General features: G+C 69.0%; 22 protein-coding genes and 1 pseudogene. 6 read left to right on the forward strand and 17 right to left on the reverse strand.

What is annotated here, in order from left to right:
- A pseudogene (locus tag QZM72_RS27405) lies at positions 1-212 on the reverse strand (efflux transporter periplasmic adaptor subunit); the annotation flags it as partial.
- Positions 213-612: 400 nt separating this feature from the next.
- Between QZM72_RS27405 and QZM72_RS27410 the strand changes: the two are divergent.
- Positions 613-1,254 (forward strand): TetR family transcriptional regulator, encoded by a 642-nt coding sequence (locus tag QZM72_RS27410; protein ID WP_089468335.1) that lies wholly within the window; start codon positions 613-615, stop codon positions 1,252-1,254.
- A 37-nt stretch (positions 1,255-1,291) separates the two neighbouring features.
- Here QZM72_RS27410 and QZM72_RS27415 read toward each other — a convergent pair whose 3' ends face one another.
- Entirely contained in the window at positions 1,292-1,957 is a 666-nt protein-coding gene (locus tag QZM72_RS27415; RefSeq protein ID WP_089468788.1) for a cysteine hydrolase family protein, read from the reverse strand.
- Positions 1,958-2,109: 152 nt separating this feature from the next.
- On the opposite strand from QZM72_RS27415, the gene QZM72_RS27420 reads away from it, so the two are divergent.
- The gene (locus QZM72_RS27420) at positions 2,110-3,123 is read left to right on the forward strand and encodes a helix-turn-helix domain-containing protein (RefSeq protein ID WP_089468336.1); all 1,014 of its coding nucleotides are present in this window, start codon (positions 2,110-2,112) and stop codon (positions 3,121-3,123) included.
- Between the two features lie 59 nt (positions 3,124-3,182).
- Here QZM72_RS27420 and QZM72_RS27425 read toward each other — a convergent pair whose 3' ends face one another.
- The 6 genes from QZM72_RS27425 to QZM72_RS27450 all read right to left on the reverse strand — a co-directional run bounded on the left by QZM72_RS27425 (position 3,183) and on the right by QZM72_RS27450 (position 8,553).
- A complete protein-coding gene (locus QZM72_RS27425) occupies positions 3,183-3,890 on the reverse strand; it encodes a CoxG family protein (RefSeq protein ID WP_089468337.1) in 708 nt (235 codons plus the stop codon).
- Between the two features lie 28 nt (positions 3,891-3,918).
- On the reverse strand, positions 3,919-4,278 hold the full coding sequence (locus tag QZM72_RS27430) for a DUF427 domain-containing protein (RefSeq protein WP_089468338.1): 360 nt from the start codon (positions 4,276-4,278) through the stop codon (positions 3,919-3,921).
- Between the two features lie 126 nt (positions 4,279-4,404).
- The gene (locus QZM72_RS27435; RefSeq protein ID WP_089468339.1) at positions 4,405-4,842 is read right to left on the reverse strand and encodes a carboxypeptidase-like regulatory domain-containing protein; all 438 of its coding nucleotides are present in this window, start codon (positions 4,840-4,842) and stop codon (positions 4,405-4,407) included.
- Between the two features lie 104 nt (positions 4,843-4,946).
- The gene (locus QZM72_RS27440; RefSeq protein ID WP_301739678.1) at positions 4,947-6,428 is read right to left on the reverse strand and encodes a DegQ family serine endoprotease; all 1,482 of its coding nucleotides are present in this window, start codon (positions 6,426-6,428) and stop codon (positions 4,947-4,949) included.
- A gap of 112 nt (positions 6,429-6,540) precedes the next feature.
- Positions 6,541-7,887: an ATP-binding protein gene (locus QZM72_RS27445; RefSeq protein ID WP_089468341.1), complete on the reverse strand. Its 1,347-nt coding sequence runs from the start codon at positions 7,885-7,887 to the stop codon at positions 6,541-6,543.
- Positions 7,888-7,890: 3 nt separating this feature from the next.
- On the reverse strand, positions 7,891-8,553 hold the full coding sequence (locus tag QZM72_RS27450) for a response regulator (protein WP_006481728.1): 663 nt from the start codon (positions 8,551-8,553) through the stop codon (positions 7,891-7,893).
- 186 nt (positions 8,554-8,739) lie between these two features.
- Between QZM72_RS27450 and dacB the strand changes: the two genes are divergently transcribed.
- From dacB to QZM72_RS27465, 3 genes are all read left to right on the forward strand, one after another.
- Positions 8,740-10,272: a D-alanyl-D-alanine carboxypeptidase/D-alanyl-D-alanine-endopeptidase gene (gene dacB, locus QZM72_RS27455; protein ID WP_301739679.1), complete on the forward strand. Its 1,533-nt coding sequence runs from the start codon at positions 8,740-8,742 to the stop codon at positions 10,270-10,272.
- A gap of 328 nt (positions 10,273-10,600) precedes the next feature.
- A complete protein-coding gene (locus QZM72_RS27460; RefSeq protein ID WP_301739680.1) occupies positions 10,601-11,515 on the forward strand; it encodes a sterol desaturase family protein in 915 nt (304 codons plus the stop codon).
- A 96-nt stretch (positions 11,516-11,611) separates the two neighbouring features.
- On the forward strand, positions 11,612-12,751 hold the full coding sequence (locus tag QZM72_RS27465) for an SGNH/GDSL hydrolase family protein (protein WP_089468344.1): 1,140 nt from the start codon (positions 11,612-11,614) through the stop codon (positions 12,749-12,751).
- Between the two features lie 89 nt (positions 12,752-12,840).
- Here QZM72_RS27465 and QZM72_RS27470 read toward each other — a convergent pair whose 3' ends face one another.
- The 6 genes from QZM72_RS27470 to pyk form a co-directional block, all read right to left on the reverse strand.
- Positions 12,841-13,869 (reverse strand): L-threonylcarbamoyladenylate synthase, encoded by a 1,029-nt coding sequence (locus QZM72_RS27470; RefSeq protein WP_089468345.1) that lies wholly within the window; start codon positions 13,867-13,869, stop codon positions 12,841-12,843.
- 11 nt (positions 13,870-13,880) lie between these two features.
- A complete protein-coding gene (locus tag QZM72_RS27475) occupies positions 13,881-15,077 on the reverse strand; it encodes a 5-(carboxyamino)imidazole ribonucleotide synthase (RefSeq protein WP_089468346.1) in 1,197 nt (398 codons plus the stop codon).
- 91 nt (positions 15,078-15,168) lie between these two features.
- Positions 15,169-15,690, reverse strand: a complete 522-nt coding sequence (gene purE / locus QZM72_RS27480) for a 5-(carboxyamino)imidazole ribonucleotide mutase (protein WP_050014544.1) — start codon at positions 15,688-15,690, stop codon at positions 15,169-15,171.
- A gap of 17 nt (positions 15,691-15,707) precedes the next feature.
- Positions 15,708-16,598 (reverse strand): phosphoribosylaminoimidazolesuccinocarboxamide synthase, encoded by an 891-nt coding sequence (locus QZM72_RS27485; RefSeq protein ID WP_089468347.1) that lies wholly within the window; start codon positions 16,596-16,598, stop codon positions 15,708-15,710.
- Between the two features lie 232 nt (positions 16,599-16,830).
- Positions 16,831-17,895: a class II fructose-bisphosphate aldolase gene (gene fba / locus QZM72_RS27490; RefSeq protein ID WP_006481730.1), complete on the reverse strand. Its 1,065-nt coding sequence runs from the start codon at positions 17,893-17,895 to the stop codon at positions 16,831-16,833.
- Between the two features lie 316 nt (positions 17,896-18,211).
- Positions 18,212-19,648 carry a pyruvate kinase gene (gene pyk, locus QZM72_RS27495; protein ID WP_050014704.1) on the reverse strand — a complete coding sequence of 479 codons (1,437 nt, stop codon included), beginning with the start codon at positions 19,646-19,648 and terminating at the stop codon, positions 18,212-18,214.
- Between pyk and QZM72_RS27500 the strand changes: the two genes are divergently transcribed.
- Positions 19,647-19,775 (forward strand): hypothetical protein, encoded by a 129-nt coding sequence (locus tag QZM72_RS27500; protein ID WP_256979671.1) that lies wholly within the window; start codon positions 19,647-19,649, stop codon positions 19,773-19,775. The two genes, pyk and QZM72_RS27500, sit on opposite strands and share 2 nt — an antisense overlap.
- A gap of 157 nt (positions 19,776-19,932) precedes the next feature.
- On the opposite strand, the gene QZM72_RS27505 is transcribed toward QZM72_RS27500, so the two are convergent.
- From QZM72_RS27505 to QZM72_RS27515, 3 genes are all read right to left on the reverse strand, one after another.
- Entirely contained in the window at positions 19,933-21,129 is a 1,197-nt protein-coding gene (locus tag QZM72_RS27505) for a phosphoglycerate kinase (RefSeq protein WP_301739681.1), read from the reverse strand.
- 280 nt (positions 21,130-21,409) lie between these two features.
- Positions 21,410-21,733, reverse strand: a complete 324-nt coding sequence (locus QZM72_RS27510; protein WP_006477942.1) for an AzlD domain-containing protein — start codon at positions 21,731-21,733, stop codon at positions 21,410-21,412.
- Positions 21,730-22,485 carry an AzlC family ABC transporter permease gene (locus tag QZM72_RS27515; protein ID WP_089468349.1) on the reverse strand — a complete coding sequence of 252 codons (756 nt, stop codon included), beginning with the start codon at positions 22,483-22,485 and terminating at the stop codon, positions 21,730-21,732. Before QZM72_RS27515 ends, QZM72_RS27510 begins: the two co-directional genes overlap by 4 nt.
- Positions 22,486-22,652 lie beyond the last annotated feature (167 nt).

The following is a 22,652-nucleotide window of genomic DNA, read 5'->3' on the forward strand; positions in this document are numbered from 1 at the left end:
CCGTCGACCCGTGCGCGCACTTGCGCGACGAGGAATGCACTGGTGCGGCCCGGCAGGTCGGTGAAGACCGGTACGGCTTGCGGCTGGACGGTGACGACGCCGACTTCCGGCGTTTGCGGCGGCGGTGCCGATTCTTTTTTCCCGCACGCGGCCAGGAAAACGGCGGCCGTCGCGACAGTGATTAAGCGGTATGGAACCCGTTCGACGCGCATGGAGCGACCTCTGTGTATAACCAATGGAATGAGTGCCGCGCCCGACCGGAGCGCAACACGGATGCGCCTCGCGGCGCAGATCGAACACCTGAATTACTGGACTGCCAGATACAGCACGTCGGCACGAGACCTCCGTGCCGACGGGGATGCCGCGAACTGCGGACTGGTACTAGGGCGGGAATCAGCAGAGTGGGATATTAACTGATTGCCACTTGGGTCATTCGATCGTAGGGTGGTATTGTATATACATTCACGAATGTATGTAAAAAGCCCGTTTGTACGCCGCCAGCTGTCCAGTCTTACGAATTGTTACCCGCGGCAAGCATAGCCCGTCTGTCCGACGGCGACGAGGGGTGGCGGACCCCATATTCACCGACGATCGATTCCATCAGGCCTGCACATGGTCAGACGTACCAAGGAGGAGGCGCTCGAGACGCGCAATCGCATTCTCGACGCCGCCGAACACGTGTTTTTCGAGAAAGGCGTGTCGCATACGTCGCTCGCCGACATCGCCAAGCACGCCGGCGTGACGCGCGGCGCGATCTACTGGCATTTCGCGAACAAGAGCGAACTGTTCGATGCGATGTTCAACCGCGTGCTCCTGCCGATCGACGAACTGAAGCGGATGCCGCCCGACGCGCCGGGCGGCAATCCGCTCGAGAAGGTGCGCCAGATCCTGATCTGGTGCCTGCTCGGCGTGCAGCGCGACCCGCAGCTGCGGCGCGTGTTCAGCATCCTGTTCATGAAGTGCGAGTACGTCGCGGACATGGAGCCGCTGCTGCAGCGCAACCGCGAGGGGATGAGCGAGGCGCTGCACATGATCGACGCCGATCTCGCGGTCGCCGTGGGGCTCAAGCTGCTGCCCGAGCGGCTCGATACGTGGCGCGCGACGCTGATGCTGCACACGCTCGTCAGCGGCTTCGTGCGCGACATGCTGATGCTGCCCGACGAGATCGACGCCGAGCAGCATGCGGAAAAGCTCGTCGACGGCTGCTTCGACATGCTGCGCTACAGCCCGGCGATGCTGAAGGACGGCGGCTGACGGCGCGGCACACCACACGCCGCATCGCCGTGCCGGATCAGGCCGCCTTCGCGCGCCGCGCGCGGGCCCGCCGGTTCGACGCGGCCACCGAATCGCGCGCCGGCATCGGCGCGCCGGCCAGTCCCGCGATCCACGCGTCGGTCGACATCACTGCCGCGAAATTCGACTGGAACACCACCCCATACGCGCGGTGGATTTCTTCGGCGCTCACCGCACCCGCTTCGTTCTCGTAAGGCAGCGTGCCCGTCGCGTCGTTCAGGTACTCGACCTTCAGCCCCGCATGCGCCGCGTGATAGACCGTCGACGCATTGCAGTTGTGGGTCATGTAGCCGGCCACCGCGAGCGTGTCGATCCCGTGCGCGTCGAGCCACGCGGCGAGATCGGTGCCGGCGAACGAGCTTGCCTGCGCCTTCTCGATCCGATGCGCGTACGGCCGGCTGGCGACCACAGCGTGCAGCGCGACGCCGTCGCTGCCGGGCGCGAAAATCGGCGCGCCCGCCGGCGCGACGTGCTGCACCACGATCACCGGCACGCCGGCCGCTTGCGCGGCGTCGATCGCCCGGCCGATGTTCGCGAGCGACACGTCGAGCGGCGGATATTCGATCGGCAAGTTGCCCGTCACGTATTCGTTCTGCACGTCGATCACGATCAGTGCGCGGCGGTTGGCGGGACGGGAAGCGGGATGAGGGACGGCGTTCGACATGGCGGGCTCCGGGGCGGGAGGCGCTGCCCCGCCCCGGAGCGGGGCGGCCAGCAGCGCGATGCGATGCATTGTCGGGCCGCATGCTGCACGTCGATAGTGGCCCAATAGCCATTCTTCGATAGAATCGGGCCATCGCCTTGCCGGAGTCCGCCATGCCCGCCGCCGCGTCCACCCCGCCCGCGCCCTCCGCGCCGACCGTCGTCGCCGTGATCGCGTACGACGGCATCAGCCCGTTCCATCTGTCGGTGCCGTCGGTCGTGTTCGGCAAGGAACGCGACGCGGCCGCGTCGCCCGTGTTCGAGTTCCGCGTCTGCTCGGCCGAGCGCGGCCCGCTCGCGACCACGGGCGGCTTCACGATCACCGCGCCGTACGGGCTCGACGCGCTCGACGACGCGGACATCGTCATCGTGCCTTCCTGGCGCGACCCGGACGAAATGCCGCCCGACGCGCTGCTCGATGCCGTGCACGCGGTCGCCGCGCGCGGGGCCGAGCTCGTCGGCCTGTGCCTCGGCGCCTACGTGCTCGCCGCGGCCGGCCTGCTCGACGGCCGCCCGGCCACCACGCACTGGGCGTGGGCCGATGATTTCGCGCAGCGCTTTCCGCGCGTGCGACTCGATCCCGACGTGCTGTACGTGGGCGACGGCAACCTGGTGACGTCGGCCGGCACGGCGGCAGGCCTCGACTGCTGCCTGCACGTCGTGCGGCAGCGCTTCGGCTCGGACGCCGCGAACCGGATCGCGCGCCGCCTCGTGATCCCGCCGCACCGCCAGGGCGGGCAGGCCCAATACGTGCCGCAGCCCGTCGCGGCGCATCCGCGCGATGCGCGGCTCGCTGGCCTGCTCGATTGGGTGCGCGCCCATCTCGACGCCGCGCACAGCGTCGATTCGCTCGCTGAACGCGTGCTGATGAGCCGGCGCACGTTCACGCGCCACTTCCGCCAGGCCACGGGCACGACCGTCACCGCGTGGCTGCAGGCCGAGCGGCTCGCGCGCGCGCAGCATCTGCTCGAAACCACCGGACAATCGATCGACGCGATCGCGCAGGCGGCCGGCTACGGCTCGAGCGTGTCGCTGCGCCAGCATTTCGCGGGCGCGCTCGGCACGTCGCCGTCTGCGTATCGAAGGGAATTTCGCGGCGCCGGCGCCGGTGCCGACGCAGGACGGTGATGCCCGCCGTGCGGGCGCAAGGCAGGCCGTGATACGGAACCGGGCGGCTGCTCGGCCGCTCAGCCGCCGTTGAACCAGCGCGCCGCGTAAAGCAGCAGCGCGACGAACACGATCATCGCCGCCCAGGCCCACACCGGCACCGTGCCGGAATCGCGATGCCGGAGCGCGCTCGCCGCCCGTCCGCTCAGCGCGCCGCCGAGATGCGGCGGCAGCGAACGCTTCGTCGCGGCCATCAGCGATGCCGGCCGCAGAAACACATGCTGGCGTCGCTGCGCGGCGGCGCTCGCGCGATTCGGCACGAGGCCGTGCTTCGTCTGCACGACCGCGCAGAACTCGCGGAAGAACGTGTCGGTCCATTCGCGCAGCGCATTGTCGATCTGCCGCCCCGGCAACTCGGCGAGCGGCCCGCTCGCCGTCGCCCAGATCACGTACTCGATTCGCGTGGCGGTCGCGTCGTCATCCGGCGTCAGTACGAGTTCGACCTGGCCGCGCAGCGCGCCCAGGCCGTCGGCGCGCGCCTTGAAGTTGAGCACGCGGCGCGACTGCCCTTGCGCGTCGCCCTGCTCGGCGGCCACATGCGCGCGCACGTCGTAGCGGGCGCGCAGCGGGCCGAGCGGCACCGTGATCGTCAGCGCGAACTCGCCGTGCGCGAGTTTCACGAACGATTCGCAATGGTCGAAGCTCGCCCGCAGCAGCGCGAGATCCTCCAGCGCTTCCCGCACGACAGGCGGCGCAAGCGGTACGCGTAACGTGTCGTTCAATTCCATGACGCCTCCCCGATGAACGCGCGCCGCATCAGGACGTCTCGACAAGACTGTCGACCCGTGCGACATCGAAGGCGACGTAGTGCGCAAGCACGGCGGCCGCCTCCTTCGGTTCTTCATAACTCCATGCGGCGTTCTCGATCACGCCGTCTTCCGTCTGCAAGTCGAAATGCACGGCCTGCCCCCTGAACGGGCAGGCCGACGTCACGCCCGACTTCACGAGCCGGCGCATGTTGACGTCGCTGCGCGGCAGGTAGTGGATGTCCGGAAGCCCCGCTTCACGCACGGTCAACGCGCCGTGCGAATCGGCATAGGTGATGCCGCGATGGATCACGCGCACGCGATGACGGTTCGGCACGATTTCGAGTCGGGGGTCGGCTGCATCGGACATCGTTTCTCCTTCGGGCGGCCGCCAGGCCGGGCAGGAAACGAAAAAGCCACGGCACGCATGCCGTGGCTTTCATTATGGGCGAAACTTCGTCCGATTGCGCGCCGGGAGCCCGGGCCGCGCGAGCGGCTACTGCGCACTCCACTGGAACGCGGCCTTCGTGCCGCCCTTCGCGCCGACCGTGACGGCGCGCGATTCGTCGCTGCCCTGGTACGACGCATGCACCGTATAGCGCCCCGGCGGCACCTTCACGAGCATGTACGGGCCGCGCGCGTCGGTCTTCAGCACTTCGGCGCCCTTGCCGTCGACGATCCGGACGTGGACGTCGGCCAGGAACTCGCCGCCCTTGCCGGTAAAGCGCAGCGCGAGCGGCCACTGCGCCTCGCTGCGCTGGAACGCCGTCGACTCGTCCTGCCCGACGCCGCCGGACACGAAGGTGACGTCGCCCTGCTGGCGCGCGGCGGGCAAGCCGTCGGACTGCGCGTACGCGCCGGTCGCACCGGCTGCGAGGCCGGCGGCCAGCGCCGCGGCGACGGCAAATCGGGACACGTTGCGTAGATATTGCATGGCTCTCTCCTTGGGGTCGGAACACATACGGGGCGCAGCGTCACGCGTTCGAGCAGCGGCCGCGCCCGCCGCGGCCGGCCAGGCCGGCCGTCGGCCGTGGCCGGTCAGCTCAGGTCGACCGGCACGAAGATCTGTGCATTATCGCGCTGGATCAGCAGAGCAAGACTGTTGCCCGCGCCCTTCACCGCGTCGCGCAATTGCTCGGGGCTCGTGACCGGGCGGCCGTTCACCGCGAGGATCACGTCGCCGGGCTGGATGCCCGCGTTGGCGGCCGGGCCGCCGGCCTGCTGCACGATCAGCCCGTGCGACAGGTTGTCCGCATTGCGCTCCTGCGGCGACAGCGGCCGCACCGCGACACCCAGGCGGCCCTGCTCGACCGGCCCGCCGTCGTTCGACGCGAGCTTCGCATCGGTCATCGCGCCGAGCGTCACGCTGATCGACTTCTTCGACTTGTCGCGCCAGATCTGCAGCTCGGCCGTCGAACCCGGCTTCAGGTTCGCGATCTGCGCGGGCAGCGACGTCGAATCGGCGACCGGCGAACCGTTGACCGACAGGATCACGTCGCCCGGCTGCAGGCCGGCCTTCGCGGCCGGACCGTTGGCGTCCACCGAGCTGACGAGCGCGCCGTCCGGCTTCTGCAGCCCGAACGAGCTCGCGAGCGTCTGGTTCAGCCCCTGCACGGCGACGCCGAGACGGCCGCGGCTCACGTGGCCCGTCTTCACGAGTTCGTCCTTCACCTTGATCGCCTCGTTGATCGGGATCGCGAACGACAGGCCCTGGAAACCGCCCGTCTGCGAGTAGATCATCGAGTTGATGCCGATCACCTCGCCCTGCAGGTTGAACAGCGGGCCGCCCGAGTTGCCGGGGTTCACCGGCACGTCGGTCTGGATGAACGGCGTGTAGTTCTCGTCCGGCAGCGCGCGCGACTTCGCGCTGATGATGCCCGACGTGACCGTGTTGTCGAAGCCGTACGGCGAGCCGATCGCGACGACCCACTGGCCGACCTTGCTCTGCGCCGGATCGCCGATCTTCACGGTCGGCAGGCCGCTCGCATCGATCTTCAGCACGGCGACGTCGGACTGCTTGTCGGAGCCGACGACCTTCGCCTTGTATTCGCGCTTGTCGGTCAGCTTGACCGTGACGACGTTCGCGCCGTCGATCACGTGCGCATTGGTGAGGATGTACCCGTCCGAGCTGACGATGAAGCCCGACCCGAGGCTCGCGCTCGGCTGGTCGTCCGGCTGCGCGTCGCCGCCCATGCCCGGCACCTGGCCGTAGAAGTGCTTGAAGAACTGGTAGAACGGGTCGCTCGGATCGATCGGCAGTTGCTGCTGCGGTATGCGCCGCGACACCTGCTTCACGACATGCTTCGCGCTGATGTTCACGACCGCCGGGCCGTACGTTTCGACGAGCCCCGAAAAATCGGGAATGCCGGTCTTGGCGGCGGCTTCGGCCGGCATCATGGCGGCCTGCGCGGGCGTGATGATCTGCGGATCGGCGCGGCGGGTACCGGCGAAATAGCCTGCCGACAGGGCGGCCGCCACGGCGACCGCGACGGTGCCGCGTGCAAGGAATCGGGTATTCATCGTAGGACCTCCTCGTTGTTAGGACGCAGCGTAACGACCCTGACTTAAAGGAGGCTTAATCAGCCTTAAGCCGGGCTTAAGCGGCTTCCGGCGCCGGGCCGGGCCGCCCCATTCAGACGGATTCGGAAGGCTGCGGCGCCTGGGCCGGCATCTCGGCATCGCGGAACACCACGCTGACGAGCAGGCCGCCCGCGGCCGCATCGCCGAGCGACACCGTCGCGCCCTGCTGCGCCGCCACGCGCTTGACGATCGCGAGCCCGAGCCCGCTGCCCGACACGTCGGTGCGCGCGCGCGCCGTGCTGTCGCGATAGAAGCGGTCGAACACGCGCTCGCGCTCGTCGGCCGGAATGCCCGGCCCGCTGTCGGCGATCTGCACGCATGCGCGGCCGGCCGCGTCGCGCGTCAGCGATACGTCGATGCGGCCGCCGTCCGGCGTGTACTTCACCGCGTTGTCGAGCAGGTTGCCGAACATCACGCGCAGCGCGCCGACGTCCGCGACGACGCTCGCCGCGCGCGTTTCCTCGAAGCCGAGATCGATGTCGTGCCGCTGCGCGAGCGGCGCATGCGCGGCCACGCATTCGGCGAGCAGCGCCTGCAGGTCGACCGGTTCGCGCATCGTCGCGCCGTCCGGCTCCGCGCGTGCGAGCGCGAGCAGCTGCTCGGTGAGACGCGTCGCGCGCGACACGCCGTCCTGGAGATCCGCGATCGCCTCGCGGCGCGACGCATCGTCCTTCGCGCGCGCGACGAGCTGCGCCTGGATCTGCACGGCCGCGAGCGGCGTGCGCAATTCGTGCGCGGCGTCGGCGACGAACGCCTTCTGCGTGTCGAGCGCCGACGACAATCGCGCGAGCAACCCGTTCAGCGCCCGCACGAGCGGCTGCACCTCGAGCGGCAGCCGGCCGTCGGGCAGCGGATCGAGCGCTTCCGGCCGGCGCGCCTCGACCGCGCGCGTCACGCGGCCGAGCGGCGCGAGCCCGCGCCCGACGATCCCCCACACGGCCGCGCCGAGGAACGGCAGCAGCACGATCAGCGGCCACAGCGTGCGCAGCGCGACGTTCGCCGCCAGCCGGTTGCGCACCGACAGCGGCTGCGCGAGCTGCACGACGTTGTCGCCGACGATCGCGCCGTACACGCGCCATTCGCCGCGGTCGGTGCGCTCGGTCGAGAAGCCGAGCTCCGCGCGCGGCGCGATCGGCGCGCGCGGATGCGAGAAATACATCAGCACGCCGTTGCGGTTCCAGATCTGGATCACGATGCCTTCGTCGCCGTTGGTGCGCGAGCCGAACACCTGCGAGAACGGCTCCGACGGCAGCGCCGCGGCGATTTCCTGCAACTGGTAGTCGAACAGCTCGTTCGCCTCGGCGAGCGCCTGCCGATAGATGAGCCAGCCCGCCATGCACACGCCCGCGACGACGATCGCGAGCAGCCAGATCAGCAATTGATGACGAATCGACCGCACGCGTCAGCTTTCCTTGACGACCATGTAGCCGAGCCCGCGCACGTTGCGGATCAGGTCCGAGCCGAGCTTCTTGCGCAGCGCGTGGATGTAGACCTCGACCGTGTTGCTGCCGATCTCCTCGCCCCAGCCGTACATCTTCTCCTCGAGCTGGCTCTTCGACAGCACCGCGCCCGGCCGCGCGAGCAGCGCCTCGAGCAGCGCGAACTCGCGCGCGGACAGCGCGACGGGCGCGCCGTCGAGCGTCACCTGGTGCGAAGCCGGGTCGAGCGTCAACGCGCCGTGGCGGATCAGCGACTCGCTGCGCCCGGCCTGGCGGCGAATCAGCGCACGCATCCGCGCGCCCAGCTCGTCGAGATCGAACGGCTTGACGAGGTAATCGTCGGCGCCCGCGTCGAGCCCCTTCACGCGATCGGCGACCGCGTCGCGCGCGGTGACGATCAGCACCGGCAGCGCCAGCCCGCGCCCGCGCAGCGTGCGCAGCACGTCGATGCCGTCGCGCTTCGGCAGCCCGAGATCGAGCAGCAGCAGATCGTACGTCTCGCCGCCGAGCGCCGTCAGCGCGGCGTCGCCGTCCTGCACCCAGTCGACCGCAAAACCGTCCGAGCGCAGCGCCTTGCGCACGCCCTCGGCAATCATTCGATCATCTTCGACAAGCAGAATCCGCATCGGGCCACGCATCCATGGGGCGAGTCAAACACGGCGACCATTGTAGCGCCGCGAATCGCGTGCGCGGCACCCTGCAATGCAACAGTAAGGCGGATTGCAAGGGGCGGGCCGCGACTTGTCTCTACAATGTGCGCTTCGGCGCCCCCGCGCGCCCTGCCCGAGCCCCCGCTTTTCCCGTATTCGCCCATGCCGATTTCCGATCTTTCCGCCCGGTTCGCCCCTCGCGCCCACGTCTGCCTGCGAGCGGCCGCCGTCGTCGCCACCTGCACCGCCCTCGCGTTCGCGCCGCCCGCGCAGGCCCGCAAGAAATCCCACAAGGAAGCGCGCAAGACCGCCATCGTGTCGCCCGCCGCGCGCGCGGCCGGCCTGCCTGCATCGGTGCTCGTCGCGCTGCAGCGCGCGAAGGTGCCGGCATCGGCGATGAGCGTCGTGGTCGAGCGCGTCGGCGATCCGCAACCGCTGATCGCATGGAATGCGAGCCGGCCGATGCTGCCGGCCTCGACGATGAAACTCGTGACGACCTTCTCGGGCCTGTCGATCCTCGGCCCCGACTACCGCTGGCGCACGACCGCGTACACGGACGGCACGATCGACCCCGACGGCACGCTGCAGGGCAACCTGTACATCAAGGGCACCGGCGATCCGAAGCTCGTGCCCGAAGAGTTGATCGACCTCGTCGACAAGCTGCGCAAGGCGGGCGTCAAGCGCGTGGCGGGCGGCCTCGTGCTCGACAAGAGCTATTTCGCGGCATCGACGCGCGACCTGCCTTCGTTCGACGACGATGCGAGCGCGCCGTACAACGTCGGCCCCGACCCGCTGCTGTATGCATTCAAGGCCGTGTCGTTCACGGTCACGCCGGGCGAAGACGGCAAGGTCGCCGTCGACGTGCTGCCGCCGCTCGCGGACCTGTCGATCGACAACCAGCTCGTCGAAGGCCCGGGCTCGTGCAGCGCGGCGGCCGCGGCCGCGCGCCCGACGCTGACGGCCGGCGGCGGGATCATGACCGCGTCGTTCGCCGGCGACTATCCGCTGCGCTGCGGCGCGCACACGACCAACCTCGCGATCCTCGATCACACGACGTTCTTCGCGCGCGGCTTTCTCGCGCTGTGGCAGCAGGACGGCGGCACGATCGCGGGGCCGGTGAGCGAAGGCAAGGTGCCGACCACCGCGCGGCCGCTCGCCGTGCATCACAGCCCGGTGCTCGGCAGCATCGTCTACGACATCAACAAGTTCAGCAACAACGTGATGGCGCGCAACCTGTTCCTGACGATCGGCGCGGTCAGCGGCAAGCCGCCCGCGACGCCCGAGCAGTCGAGCCGCGTGATCCAGGCGTTCCTGCAGAAGAACGGCATCGCGATGCCCGACCTCGTGCTCGAGAACGGCTCGGGGCTGTCGCGCGAAGAGCACGTGAGCGCGCTGTCGCTCGCCGCGCTGCTGCAAGCCGCGAACGCGAGCCCCGTCGCGCAGGCGTTCGTCGATTCGCTGCCGATCGCCGGCATCGACGGCACGATGAAGAACCGCCTCACCAACGCCGGCGTGCTCGGCAACGCGCACATCAAGACCGGCACGCTGCGCGACGTGCGCGCGATCGCCGGCTACGTCGCCGGCGCGGACGGCCAGAGCTACGTCGTCGTCAGCTTCATCAACGACGATCGCGCGGAAGGCGCACGCGCCGCGCACGACACGCTGCTCGAATGGATCTACGCGGGCGCGCACTGACGATCGGCGCACCGTGCAGCGGGCCGCCGCGACACGGCGGCCCGCGCCCCCCGCACCGCGTCGCCCGCGAAATTTCGCGCTGCGCGGTTTGAAACGCCCCCGCCACCGTCGCGCGACGCCCCGCGCGCGCCGCGTCCGCAAAACGGGGCCGCACCGCCCGGCCCCGTGCAGTAGGGATTCCGTAGAAACCCTGTCCTCAGAGGGAACCCTCTACGCTGCCCCCTCGCCTAGCGCGTGACGATTGCGTAGGCTGTTGGCCTGACCGATATCTACAACGGGCCACACGCCCGGCCTCATGGCTGCAGGGGAACGAAGGAGACACTCGCCCATGCGATTCGACGTCGAATTGCTTCTGCTCGCGCTGGCGCCCGTCTTCCTGCTCTGCATCGCGTGGGAGGCCAGGCACCTCGCCCGCACCCGTGCGCAGGACCGCATCTATGCGTGGCGCGACACGCTGTGCAACGCAGCGCTCGCGCTGATGCACCAGGGCGCCGACAAGCTCGCATGGCTGTTGGTGATTCCCGTCTATGCGTACTGCTACCGGCACTATCGTCTTTACACGTGGCATGACGGCTGGCTGTCGTTCGCGGTGCTGTTCGTCGCGCAGGACTTCCTCTACTACGTGTTCCATCGCGCGAGCCATCGCGTGCGCTGGCTGTGGGCCGCGCACGTCGTGCACCACTCGTCCGAGCGGATGAATTTCTCGACCGCGTTCCGCCAGAGCCTGATGTACCCGGTCGCGGGCATGTGGCTGTTCTGGCTGCCGCTTGCGTTCGCGGGCTTCCCGCCGCAACAGGTCGTCGGCATCGTGCTGATCAACCTGGCGTTCCAGTTCTTCGTGCATACGCAGGCGATCGGCAAGCTCGGCTGGCTCGAATACGTGCTGAACACGCCGTCGATCCACCGCGCGCACCATGCGCGCAACCCGCGCTACATCGACCGCAATTACGCAGGGGTCCTGGTGATCTGGGATCGCCTGTTCGGCAGCTATGTCGACGAAACGCCCGACGATCCGCCGCAGTATGGGATCGTCGAGCGACTCGGCTCGAACAACCCGCTCGTCGCGACGTTCCACGAGTGGGTCGCGATGGCGTCCGACGCGTGGCGCGTCGGCGGATGGCGCAACAAGCTGCGCGCGATTTTCGGCCCGCCCGAATGGGCGAGCGCTTATCATGCGCAGATTGCCGAGGCCGCGAACCAGGATCCGCGCACCGTGCCGCAAGCGGCTGCGCGCGACCGATAAACCGTTTCAGCCAACGGCCGCCGCGCAGCCCGGAACCGAGCAGGCACGCGGCAGATGAGAAACACATCAGGGCCATATCTACGAGGAGATAGAACGATGCAGACACAACAACACGCACTTTCCCGCACGCGTCAGCGCATGCTGCGCACCGCGCAGGTCGCGATCGCCGGCGCCGCGCTCGCGCTGCTCGCCGCATGCGGCGGCGGCGACGACAACAACGGCAGCAGCGCGTCGAACACGCCGCCGTCGGGCGTGAAAATGCAGATCGTGTCGTTCGGCGACAGCCTGTCCGACGTCGGCACCTACTCGCAGATCAAGCTCGGCTTCGGCGGCGGCCGCTTCACGACCAACCCGGGCCAGGTATGGACGCAGAACGTCGCGCAGTACTACGGCGACACGCTGCAGCCCGCGAACCAGGGCGGCTTCGGCATCCCGCTGCAGGCCACCGGCGGCCTCGGCTACGCGCAGGGCGGCTCGCGCGTGACGCTGCAGCCGGGCATCGGCCATGCGGACGCCAGCGTGCCGAACCCCGACTACGCGCAGGCCACCACCACGCCGATCGCCGATCAGGTCAAGCAGTACCTGACGCAGCACGGCAGCTTCAACGCCGGCCAGATCGTGCTGATCAACGGCGGCGCGAACGACATCTTCTACCAGGCCCAGGTCGCGCAGGCGCAAGGCAATACGCCGGCGGCGCAGCTCGCGGCGGCGCAGGCGATCGGCCTGGCCGCGCAGCAGCTCGGCGGGATCGTCCAGCAGATCGTCGCGGCGGGCGCCACGCACGTGTTCGTCGCGAACGTGCCGGACATCGGCGGCACGCCGCTCGCGCTGCAGGGCGGCACGCAGGCCGCGTTCACGCAACTGTCGGGCCTCTTCAACCAGACGCTGGCCGGCACGCTGGCCGCGCTGAAGGTCGACACGACGAAGGTCGCGGTGGTCGATTCGTTCACGTGGCAGGATGGCATCGCGGCCAACTACCAGGCGAACGGCTTCAGTGTGAAGAACACCGATACGGCCTGCAACCTGAAGGCGATGGTCCAGGCCGCGACGCAGTACGGCGTCGCGAACGCGACCGCGTTCGGCTCGTCGCTGTTCTGCTCGCCGCAGACCTACACGGTCGCGAACGCGGACCAGACCTACATGTTCGCCGACACGGTCCACCCGACCACGCGCCTGCATGCGCTGTTCGCGCAGTACGTCGAACAGCAGATCGCGAAATCCGGCGTCGGCAAGTAAGCCGCCGGCCCCGCGCTCAAACGAAAACGCCTGATCGGTTCGCGCCGGTCAGGCGTTTTTTCATTGTCGAGCGGAAGGCGAAGACTGCGTCAGTCGCGCGCTTCGAACGCGGCCGCCGCGCGGCCGAGGCGATCGTTGACCGCGATCCATTCGACGGTCTCGGGCAGCTTCTCGACGAGGATGCGCGCGACCTGCGCGCGATCGAGCGCCCGCAGCATCCCGTACAGGTCGCGTGCATAGGCCTGCGGATCTTCCGGCGCCGCGACGAAATGCACGCCGTCGGCCTGCGCCCAGTGCGCTGCCCGCGACGCGCGGGCGACGAGCGCGACGCGCTCGCCGTCGGTTTGCGCGGCCGAGAGCAGCGGCTCGAGCGCGTCGAACGGCAGCAGCGCGAGCGGCGTGCGCGGCGCGTAATGCGCTTTCAGCGTGCCCGACGCGCGCGGCGCGGTCGCATCGCTGCCGTCCGGCAGCTTCGGCGCGCGGCCGAGCACGTCGGCGATCTGTTGCGGCGTCACGTGGCCCGGGCGCAGCAGCGCCGGGAAACCGCGCGACAGGTCGAGGATGGTCGACTCGATGCCGACTTCGGATGCGCCGCCGTCGAGCACGTGCACGGTATCGCCGAATTCGTCGCGCACGTGCTGCGCGGTCGTCGGGCTCACGTGGCCGAACCGGTTCGCGGACGGCGCCGCCACGCCGCCGTGGCCGCCGCGCCGCGCGCTGAACGCGGCCAGCAGCGCCTGCGCGACCGGATGCGACGGACAACGCAACCCGACCGAATCCTGCCCGCCGCTCACGGCATCCGGAATGCGCGCGTGGCGCTTCAGGATCAGCGTGAGGGGCCCCGGCCAGAACGCATCGATCAGCAAGTGCGCGTCGGCCGGCAGGTCGTCGGCCCAATAGCCCGGATCGCCGCCGGGCGGCAGATGCACGATCACCGGATGGTTCGCGGGCCGCCCCTTCGCCGCATAGATGCGCGCGACGGCCTCGGGGTTCGCCGCGTCGCCGCCGAGCCCGTAGACGGTCTCGGTCGGAAACGCGACGAGCTGGCCCGCGTCGAGCAGCGCGGCGGCCGCGTCGATCTGCGCGGGCGTCACGTGCTTCGGGAGATCGATGGACATCGGCGCGCGCCTCAGTCGAGCGGCACGCGCAGCAGTTGCGCGCATGCGGTGGCCGCGGCGACGGCTTCGTCGCGCGTCTCGGCGGTGAAGTTCACGTGGCCCATCTTGCGGCCGACGCGGGCTTCTTCCTTGCCGTACAGGTGCAGGTGCGCGGCCGGCATCGCGGCGACCGTGTCCCACGGCGGCGTGACGGCGTCGGCCGCCGCACCGTTGGGAAACCACACGTCGCCGAGAATGTTCAGCATCGCCGACGGCGAATGCTGGCGCGGATTGCCGAGCGGCATGCGCGTCATCGCGCGCACCTGCTGCTCGAACTGGCTCGTTGCGCACGCATCGACCGTGTAGTGGCCGGAGTTGTGCGGGCGCGGCGCCATTTCGTTCGCGACGAACGAGCCGTCTTCCAGCACGAAGAATTCGACGCACAGCACGCCGACGTAGCCGAGCGTATCGGCGATCCGGATCGCCGCCTGCTGCGCTTCCTCGACGCGCGCCGCGTCGGCGGCCGGCGCCGGCACGACCGTCAGCGCGAGGATACCGTTGTGATGCACGTTCTGCGCGAGCGGGAACGCGGCCGAGCGACCGTCCGCGCCGCGCGCGATCAGCGCCGACACTTCGTATTTCAGCGGCAGGCGCTTCTCCAGCACGCACGGCACGCCGCCGAGCGCGGCATGCGCGTCGCGCGCTTCCTGCGCGGTGGCGACGCGCACCTGGCCCTTGCCGTCGTAGCCGAGGCGGGCCGTCTTCAGGATGCCCGGCAGCACCGCGTCGAGCGCCGCATCGTCGAGCACGGCGAGCGCCGCCGCCGATTCGATCACGACGTGCGGCGCGACCGGCACGCCCGACGCCTCGATGAAACGCTTCTCCGCGATGCGATCCTGCGCGACCGCGACGCAGCGGCCGGCCGGTGCGACGAACGTCGTGCGCGCGAGGAAATCGAGGCTCGCGGCCGGCACGTTCTCGAACTCCGTCGATACGGCGTCGCAGAGGTCCGCCAGTTCGGCGAGCGCGGTTTCGTCGTCGTACGCCGCGCGCAGGTGGCGATCGGCGACCGCGCCGGCGGGGCTCGTCGGATCGGGATCGAGCACGGCGACGCGATAGCCCATCGACTGGGCGGCAAAGCAGAACATGCGGCCGAGCTGGCCACCGCCGACCATGCCCAGCCACGCGCCGGGCAGGATCGGGGAAACGGAATCAGGAGTTGCGGTCATGTCAGTGGTCGGTCGCGGCGGCACGCGAAAAATGCCCGCCGCAGTAGGAAAATCCGGCGCCGGCCGCAGCGTGCGGCCGCGCGCCATGCCGTCATTCCAGCGGCGGCAGCACCATCGCGTGCGCGGCTTCGTTCTGGCGCACGCGGAACGCGGCGAGCCGGTTCGCGTAGTCGACCGAGTTGCCGGACAGGATCGACACGGCGAACAGCGCGGCATTCGCGGCGCCGGCCTCGCCGATCGCGAACGTCGCGACCGGCACGCCCTTCGGCATCTGCACGATCGAGTGCAGCGAATCGACGCCCTTCAGGTACTTGCTCGCGACCGGCACGCCGAGCACGGGCACGGTCGTCTTCGCGGCCAGCATGCCGGGCAGGTGGGCGGCGCCGCCGGCGCCCGCGATGATCGCGCGCAGCCCGCGCTCGCGCGCCTTCTCCGCATAGTCGAACATCTCGTCGGGCATCCGGTGCGCGGACACGACCTTCGCTTCGTACGGCACGCCGAATTCCTGCAGGATGGCGACCGCATGCTTCATCACGTCCCAGTCGGAACTCGAGCCCATCAGCACGCCGATGAGCGGCGCGCTGTGCGTGTGGGCGGTCTGGACTTCACTCATTTCGTACGTTCCCTCTGTCAGGCGAGCGACTGGCCCGTGATGCGCTCGAGCGCTTCCTGGTACTTCGCGGCCGTCTTCTCGACGACGTCGGCCGGCAGCGCCGGCGCCGGCGCGGTCTTGCCCCACGGCTGCGCCTCGAGCCAGTCGCGCACGAACTGCTTGTCGAACGACGGCGGGTTCGTGCCCACTTCGTACTGGTCGGCCGGCCAGAAGCGCGACGAATCGGCGGTCAGCACTTCGTCCATCAGGTACAGCTTGCCGTGGTTGTCGAGGCCGAATTCGAACTTCGTGTCGGCGATGATGATGCCGCGCGTCGCCGCGTAGTCGGCCGCTTCCTTGTACAGGCGGATCGAGATGTCGCGGATCGTCGCGGCCAGCTCGGTGCCGATGCGGCGTTCGGTTTCCTCGAACGTGATGTTCTCGTCGTGCTCGCCCATCTCGGCCTTCGCGGCCGGCGTGAAGATCGGCTCGGGCAGCTTCTGCGCGTTCTGCAGGCCTGCCGGCAATTGCACGCCGCACACGGCGCCCGAAGCCTGGTATTCCTTCCAGCCGCTGCCGGCCAGGTAGCCGCGCACGACCGCTTCGATCATGATCGGCTCGAGGCGCTTGACGACCACGCCGCGGCCCTTCACCTGTTCGACCTCGTCGGCCGCGACGACCGCTTCCGGCGCGTCGCCCGTCAGGTGGTTCGGCACGATGTGCGCGAGCTTGTCGAACCAGAAGTTCGCCATCTGGTTCAGCACGCGGCCCTTGTTCGGAATCGGCTCGCCCATCACCACGTCGAAGGCCGACAGGCGATCGGTCGTGACGATCAGGAGCTTGTCGTTGCCGACCGCGTAGTTATCGCGAACCTTGCCGCGACCGAGGAGCGGCAGCGAGCGGAGCGTGGATTCGTAAAGGGTAGACATCGTCTTTTCGCAGATAAGGAGCCAAACAAAAAGGGAAACGCCGTTCCCCGCGGCAGGCGGGAACGGCGGTCTTGCAATACGTCGGCGAACCGGCGGGCGCAACGCCCGGCGGCTGCCGGCCGGCCCTCGTTCGGCCGGACGGAACGGCTGCCGGGGCCGGATCGGATCCGGCCACCCGGGCGGCCAGCCCGTGCCCGGCGGCAGAACCGGGCGGGGCAATCGTACTACAGTCTCAGCGCACGACCTGCGCGAGCGCGCCGGACTTGTACTGCTCGGCGATCTTGTCGAGCGACACCGGCTTGATCTTGCCGGCCTGCCCTTCGCAGCCGAACGCGAGGTAACGGTCGACGCACACCTTCTTCGCGGCTTCGCGCGCGGGCTTCAGGTAGTCGCGCGGATCGAACTTGCCCGGGTTCTCGAACAGGTAGCGGCGGATCGCGCCGGTGATCGCGAGACGCAGGTCGGTGTCGATGTTGATCTTGCGCACGCCGTGCTTGATGCCTTCCTGGATTTCCTCGACCGGCACGCCGTAGGTTTCCTTCATGTCGCCGCCGAATTCGCGGATCTCGGCCAGCAGTTCCTGCGGCACCGACGACGAACCGTGCATCACCAGGTGCGTGTTCGGAATGCGCGCGTGGATTTCCTTGATGCGCTGGATCGACAGGATGTCGCCCGTCGGCTTCTTCGAGAACTTGTACGCGCCGTGCGACGTGCCGATCGCGATCGCGAGCGCGTCGCACTGCGTGAGCTTCACGAAGTCGGCGGCCTGCTCCGGATCGGTCAGCAGCTGCTCGCGAGTCATCGTGCCTTCCGCGCCGTGGCCGTCTTCCTTGTCGCCCTTCATCGTCTCGAGCGAGCCGAGCACGCCGAGTTCGGCTTCGACCGTCACGCCGATCGAGTGCGCCATCTCGACGACCTTGCGCGACACGTCGACGTTGTACTCGTACGACGCGACCGTCTTGCCGTCGGCTTCGAGCGAACCGTCCATCATCACGCTCGTGAAGCCGCTGCGGATCGCCGCCGTGCAGACCGCCGGCGACTGGCCGTGATCCTGGTGCATCACGACCGGGATGTGCGGATACGATTCGACCGCCGCTTCGATCAGGTGGCGCAGGAACGGCTCGCCCGCATACTTACGCGCGCCGGCCGATGCCTGCATGATCACGGGCGCGCCGACCTGATCCGCCGCCGCCATGATCGCCTGGACCTGCTCCAGGTTGTTCACGTTGAAGGCCGGCAGGCCGTAACCGTGCTCTGCCGCGTGGTCCAGCAATTGACGCATTGATACGAGAGGCATTGTGGAACTCCTTGGAATGAAAACCGGTGCGCCCTGACGCCGGCGCGGCGCTCGCTCCCCTCTGAACCGGGACGGCGCGGCGCGGCTGAGCGTCGAATAGCCGCATTTTATCGCGAAGCGCCTCCGATTCCGACCGCCCGGTGGCGCCCGCTCGCAATTTGTTACGTTCGCACGGCACAATCGGGCCAAAAAGGAGAAAAAAAGCCGCGCGGGGCTTCGGACCCCGCGCGGCTTTGCGCAAAAAACGGTGCCGGATCGATGTCGACCGACCCGGGCTGCCGGCCCGCGGGCCGGCTCGATGCGGCTCAGCGGGCGCTCAATAGTGCTCGCCCACGCGCACGATCTTCAGCGTGTTGGTGCCGCCCGCCTGCCCCATCGGCTCGCCGACGGTCAGCACGACCATGTCGCCGTGCTGCACGTAGCCCTGCTTGACGACGATTTCGAGCGCCGCCTGCAGTGCCGAATCGCGGTCGCTGTTGAAGTCGACGTGCAGCGGCGTCACGTTGCGGTACAGCGCCATCGTGCGCTCGCTGCCGACGCGCGGCGTCAGCGCGAAGATCGGCACGTGCGTGTAGTGACGCGACATCCACAGCGCGGTCGCGCCCGATTCGGTCAGCGCGATGATCGCCTTCGCGCCCAGGTGATAGGCGGTGAACAGCGCGCCCATCGCGATCGACTGGTCGATCCGCGTGAACGTGCGATCGAGGAAATCCTTGTCCAGCTCGACTTCTTCCGACTTCTCCGCCTCGACGCACACGGCCGCCATCGTCTCGATCGTGACGACCGGATACTTGCCGGCGGCCGTCTCGGCCGACAGCATCACCGCGTCGGTGCCGTCGAGCACCGCGTTCGCGACGTCCGACACTTCCGCGCGGGTCGGCACGGGCGCGTAAATCATCGATTCCATCATCTGCGTCGCGGTGATCACGAGCTTGTTCGACTCGCGCGCCATCCGGATCATCCGCTTCTGCAGCGCCGGCACGGCCGCGTTGCCCACTTCCACCGCGAGGTCGCCGCGCGCGACCATGATGCCGTCGGACGCGTCGAGGATGCTCTGCAGCGCCGGAATCGCCTCCGCGCGCTCGATCTTCGCGATCATCTTCGGCTTGATGCCGTACGGCGCGCCCGCGATGTTCGCGAGCTGACGCGCCATTTCCATGTCGGTCGCGTTCTTCGGGAACGACACCGCGACGAGATCCGCGCCGAGCGACATCGCGGTGCGGATGTCCTCCATGTCCTTCGCGGTCAGCGCCGGCGCCGACAGGCCGCCGCCCTGGCGGTTGATCCCCTTGTTGTTCGACAGCTCGCCGCCCACCTTGACGATCGTGTGGATCTCGTCGCCGAGCACGCGCTCGACGGTCAGCACGATCAGGCCGTCGTTCAGCAGCAGCAGGTCGCCCGGCTTCAGGTCGCGCGGCAGTTCCTTGTAGTCGAGGCCGACGCGCTCGTCGTTGCCGAGTTCGCAGCCCGCATCGAGGATGAACGGCTGCCCCGGCACGAGCGTCGTCTTGCCGTTCTCGAACTTGCCGACGCGGATCTTCGGGCCCTGGAGGTCGGCCATGATCGCGATCTCGCGGCCGACCTTGCGGGCGGCCTCGCGCACCATCTCGGCGCGCTGGCGGTGATCGTCGGCCGTGCCGTGCGAAAAATTGAGCCGCACGACGTCGAGGCCCGCCTGCATCATCTGCAGCAGAATCTCCGGCGAACTGGATGCCGGGCCGATCGTGGCGACTATCTTGGTGGCGCGCTGCATGAAACTCCTCATCTGGATCAAGGTGGATGCGCTGGGTGAAACGCTGCGAGAGCCGGAAGCGGCAGGCCCAGCGGCCGCCGTTCCGGGGAGCGTGCCGGTGCTGGCGCCCGGCATCGCTTTGTTCTGAATCTCGTGGTGCTGCACGGCCGCGTCGCCGGCGGCCGCCGGTGCGCGCGGGGCGGTGTTCGCCCGCGCGGGCGCGCGTGTGCGCTTGCCCGCGCCGGCCGGCTGCTCAGCTTTCGCGGAGCGCGCGGCCTTCGTCACCCCTGCGCGCGCCGCCACGCTCAGGCCGCCCGCGTTTCGAGCACTTCCACCGCCGGCAGCTTCTTCCCTTCGAGGAACTCGAGGAAGGCGCCGCCGCCCGTCGAGATGTAGCTGACCCGGTCGTGGATGCCGTACTTCGCGATGGCCGCGAGCGTGTCGCCGCCGCCCGCGATCGAGAACGCGGACGATTTGGCGATCGCTTCGGCGAGCGTCCTGGTGCCGTTGCCGAACTGGTCGAATTCGAACACGCCGACCGGGCCGTTCCACACGATCGTGCCGGCCTTCTCGAGCTGGCTCGCGAGCGCGCGGGCCGTATCGGGGCCGATGTCGAGGATCATGTCGTCCGCTTCGATGTCGGCGACCTGCTTCACCGTGGCCGCGGCCGTCGGCGAGAATTCCTTGGCGGTGACGACGTCGGTCGGGATCGGCACCGATGCGCCGCGCTCGCGCGCTTCGTCGATGATCGCCTTCGCTTCCGCGACGAGATCGGCTTCCGCGAGCGACTTGCCGATCGACAGGCCGGCCGCGAGCATGAACGTGTTCGCGATGCCGCCGCCGACGATCAGCTGGTCGACCTTGCCGGCCAGCGACTTCAGGATGGTCAGCTTGGTCGACACCTTCGAGCCGGCGACGATCGCCACCAGCGGGCGCGCCGGGTTGCCGAGCGCCTTGCCGAGCGCGTCGAGTTCGGCGGCCAGCAGCGGGCCCGCGCACGCGACGGGCGCGTACTTCGCGATCCCGTGGGTGGTCGCTTCCGCACGGTGCGCGGTGCCGAACGCGTCGTTCACGTACACGTCGCAGAGCTTCGCCATCTTCTGCGCGAGCTCGTCCGAATTCTTCTTTTCGCCCTTGTTCACGCGGCAGTTCTCGAGCAGCACGACCTGGCCCGGCGCGACGTTCACGCCGTTCTCGACCCAGTTCGACACGAGCGGCACGTCGCGGCCGAGCAGTTCGGCGAGACGCTTCGCGACCGGCGCGAGCGAGTCGTCCGGCTTGAATTCGCCTTCGGTCGGACGGCCGAGGTGCGACGTGACCATCACGGCCGCGCCGGCGTCGAGCGCGGCCTGGATGGCCGGCACGGACGCACGCACGCGCGTGTCCTCGGTGATGTTGCCCTGGTCGTCCTGCGGGACGTTCAGGTCGGCGCGGATGAACACCCGCTTGCCGGCGAGCTGGCCGGCGGCGATCAGGTCGGTAAGACGCTTGATTTGGCTCATGTTGAACAGATTGAAGTAGTGGATGGGGAAAGGGGGTTCACGCTGGACGTGCGCGGGCTGCCGCGAAAGGGCGCCGGATGCGGCCGTGGCTGGCGGTTCGCAAGACGCGCACGGGTAAAAAATCTCGAACGGGCATTCTAGCCGATCCACCCGGCAGACTGACCCGTGCGGCGGCGAATTCCGCCTATTTGGGATCGCGCGCCGGAACGGCCGGATTGCCGCAGCGCAGCAATGCGCGCGCGCAGCCGGGCGGCCCTGCCCGGGCCGGAACGGCGGCGCCTCAGAAAATCAGGCGCAGCGCGGTGAACACGAGCATGCCGACGACGATCGTGCCGAGCATGCTGCGCCGCCACAAAAACCAGCCGAGGCCGGCGAGCGCCGCGTAGAACGGGTGGTTCGACAGCGCGAACGACAGCCCGGCCGGCGTTTCGAGCACGTCGGGCAGCACGACGGCGACCAGCGCGGCGGCCGGCGCGTAGCGCAGCGCGCGCTGCGCGCGTTCGGGGAGCACGGTGCGCTCGCCGCCGATCAGGAACAGCGCGCGCGTGACGGCCGTGACGATCGTCATCCCGACGATGACGATCCAGATCTCGGTCGCGCTCATTCGATGTCCTTTTCGTGCACGGTCTCGGTCCGGATGCGCCGCCAGTCCGCGCGTTCGACGAAGAAATCGGCCGCGCAGCCGGCCGCGAGCGCGGCGAACACCGCGATCGGCAGCGCGAGCCGGTACGGCAGGTCGAACGCGATCAGCGACACGATGCCCGCGACCGCGACGGCCGCGAGCGTCGAGCGGTTCGCGACCGCCGACACCATGATCGGGATCAGCGCGAGCGTGCCGGCCAGCTCGAGCCCCCAGCTCGCGGGAAAGATGCTCGCGAGCAGGATGCCGGCGAGCGACGACACCTGCCAAGACGCCCAGCTCGCGAGCGCCATCCCCCAGAAATACGCTTCCTTGCCCGGCACGCGGCCGTAAGCGAAGCCCTGTTTCTGGAATAGCAGATAGATCACGTCGCCGTTGAAATAGCCGATCGCGAGGCGCCGCCACAGCGGCAGGTAGGAAAAATGGGGCGCAAGCCCCGCGCTGAAGATCACGAAGCGCAGGTTGACCATCGCGGCCGTGAGCAGGACCGTCCAGATCGGCAGTTTCGCCGCGAGGAGCGGCAGCACCGCGAGCTGCGACGAGCCCGCGTAGACGAACAGCGACATCGCGCTCGCCTGCCCGAGCGTCATCACGGACTTGCTCATCGCGACGCCGGTGACGAGCCCCCAGGACAGGATCGCCATCAATGTCGGGGAATAGTCGCGCGCGCCCTGGATCAGCGCGAAGCGGTCGGTGGCGGACAATCGAGCGAGCATCGGAAAGCGGGCCGCAGCGGGCGGTTCGTCGGGACGCCGGCGCCTCCTGCCGGTGCGACCCATCGTTATTGGAATCGGTACCGGACGATTATAGCGCCGGCCCCGTGGCGCCCGACCGGATCGCCCCCAAATGACGCTAAAATAAGCGTCTTTCCGGTTCAACGCTG

It is taken from the genome of Burkholderia sp. AU45388 (genome assembly GCF_030481585.1).
Lineage (GTDB): Bacteria > Pseudomonadota > Gammaproteobacteria > Burkholderiales > Burkholderiaceae > Burkholderia > Burkholderia sola.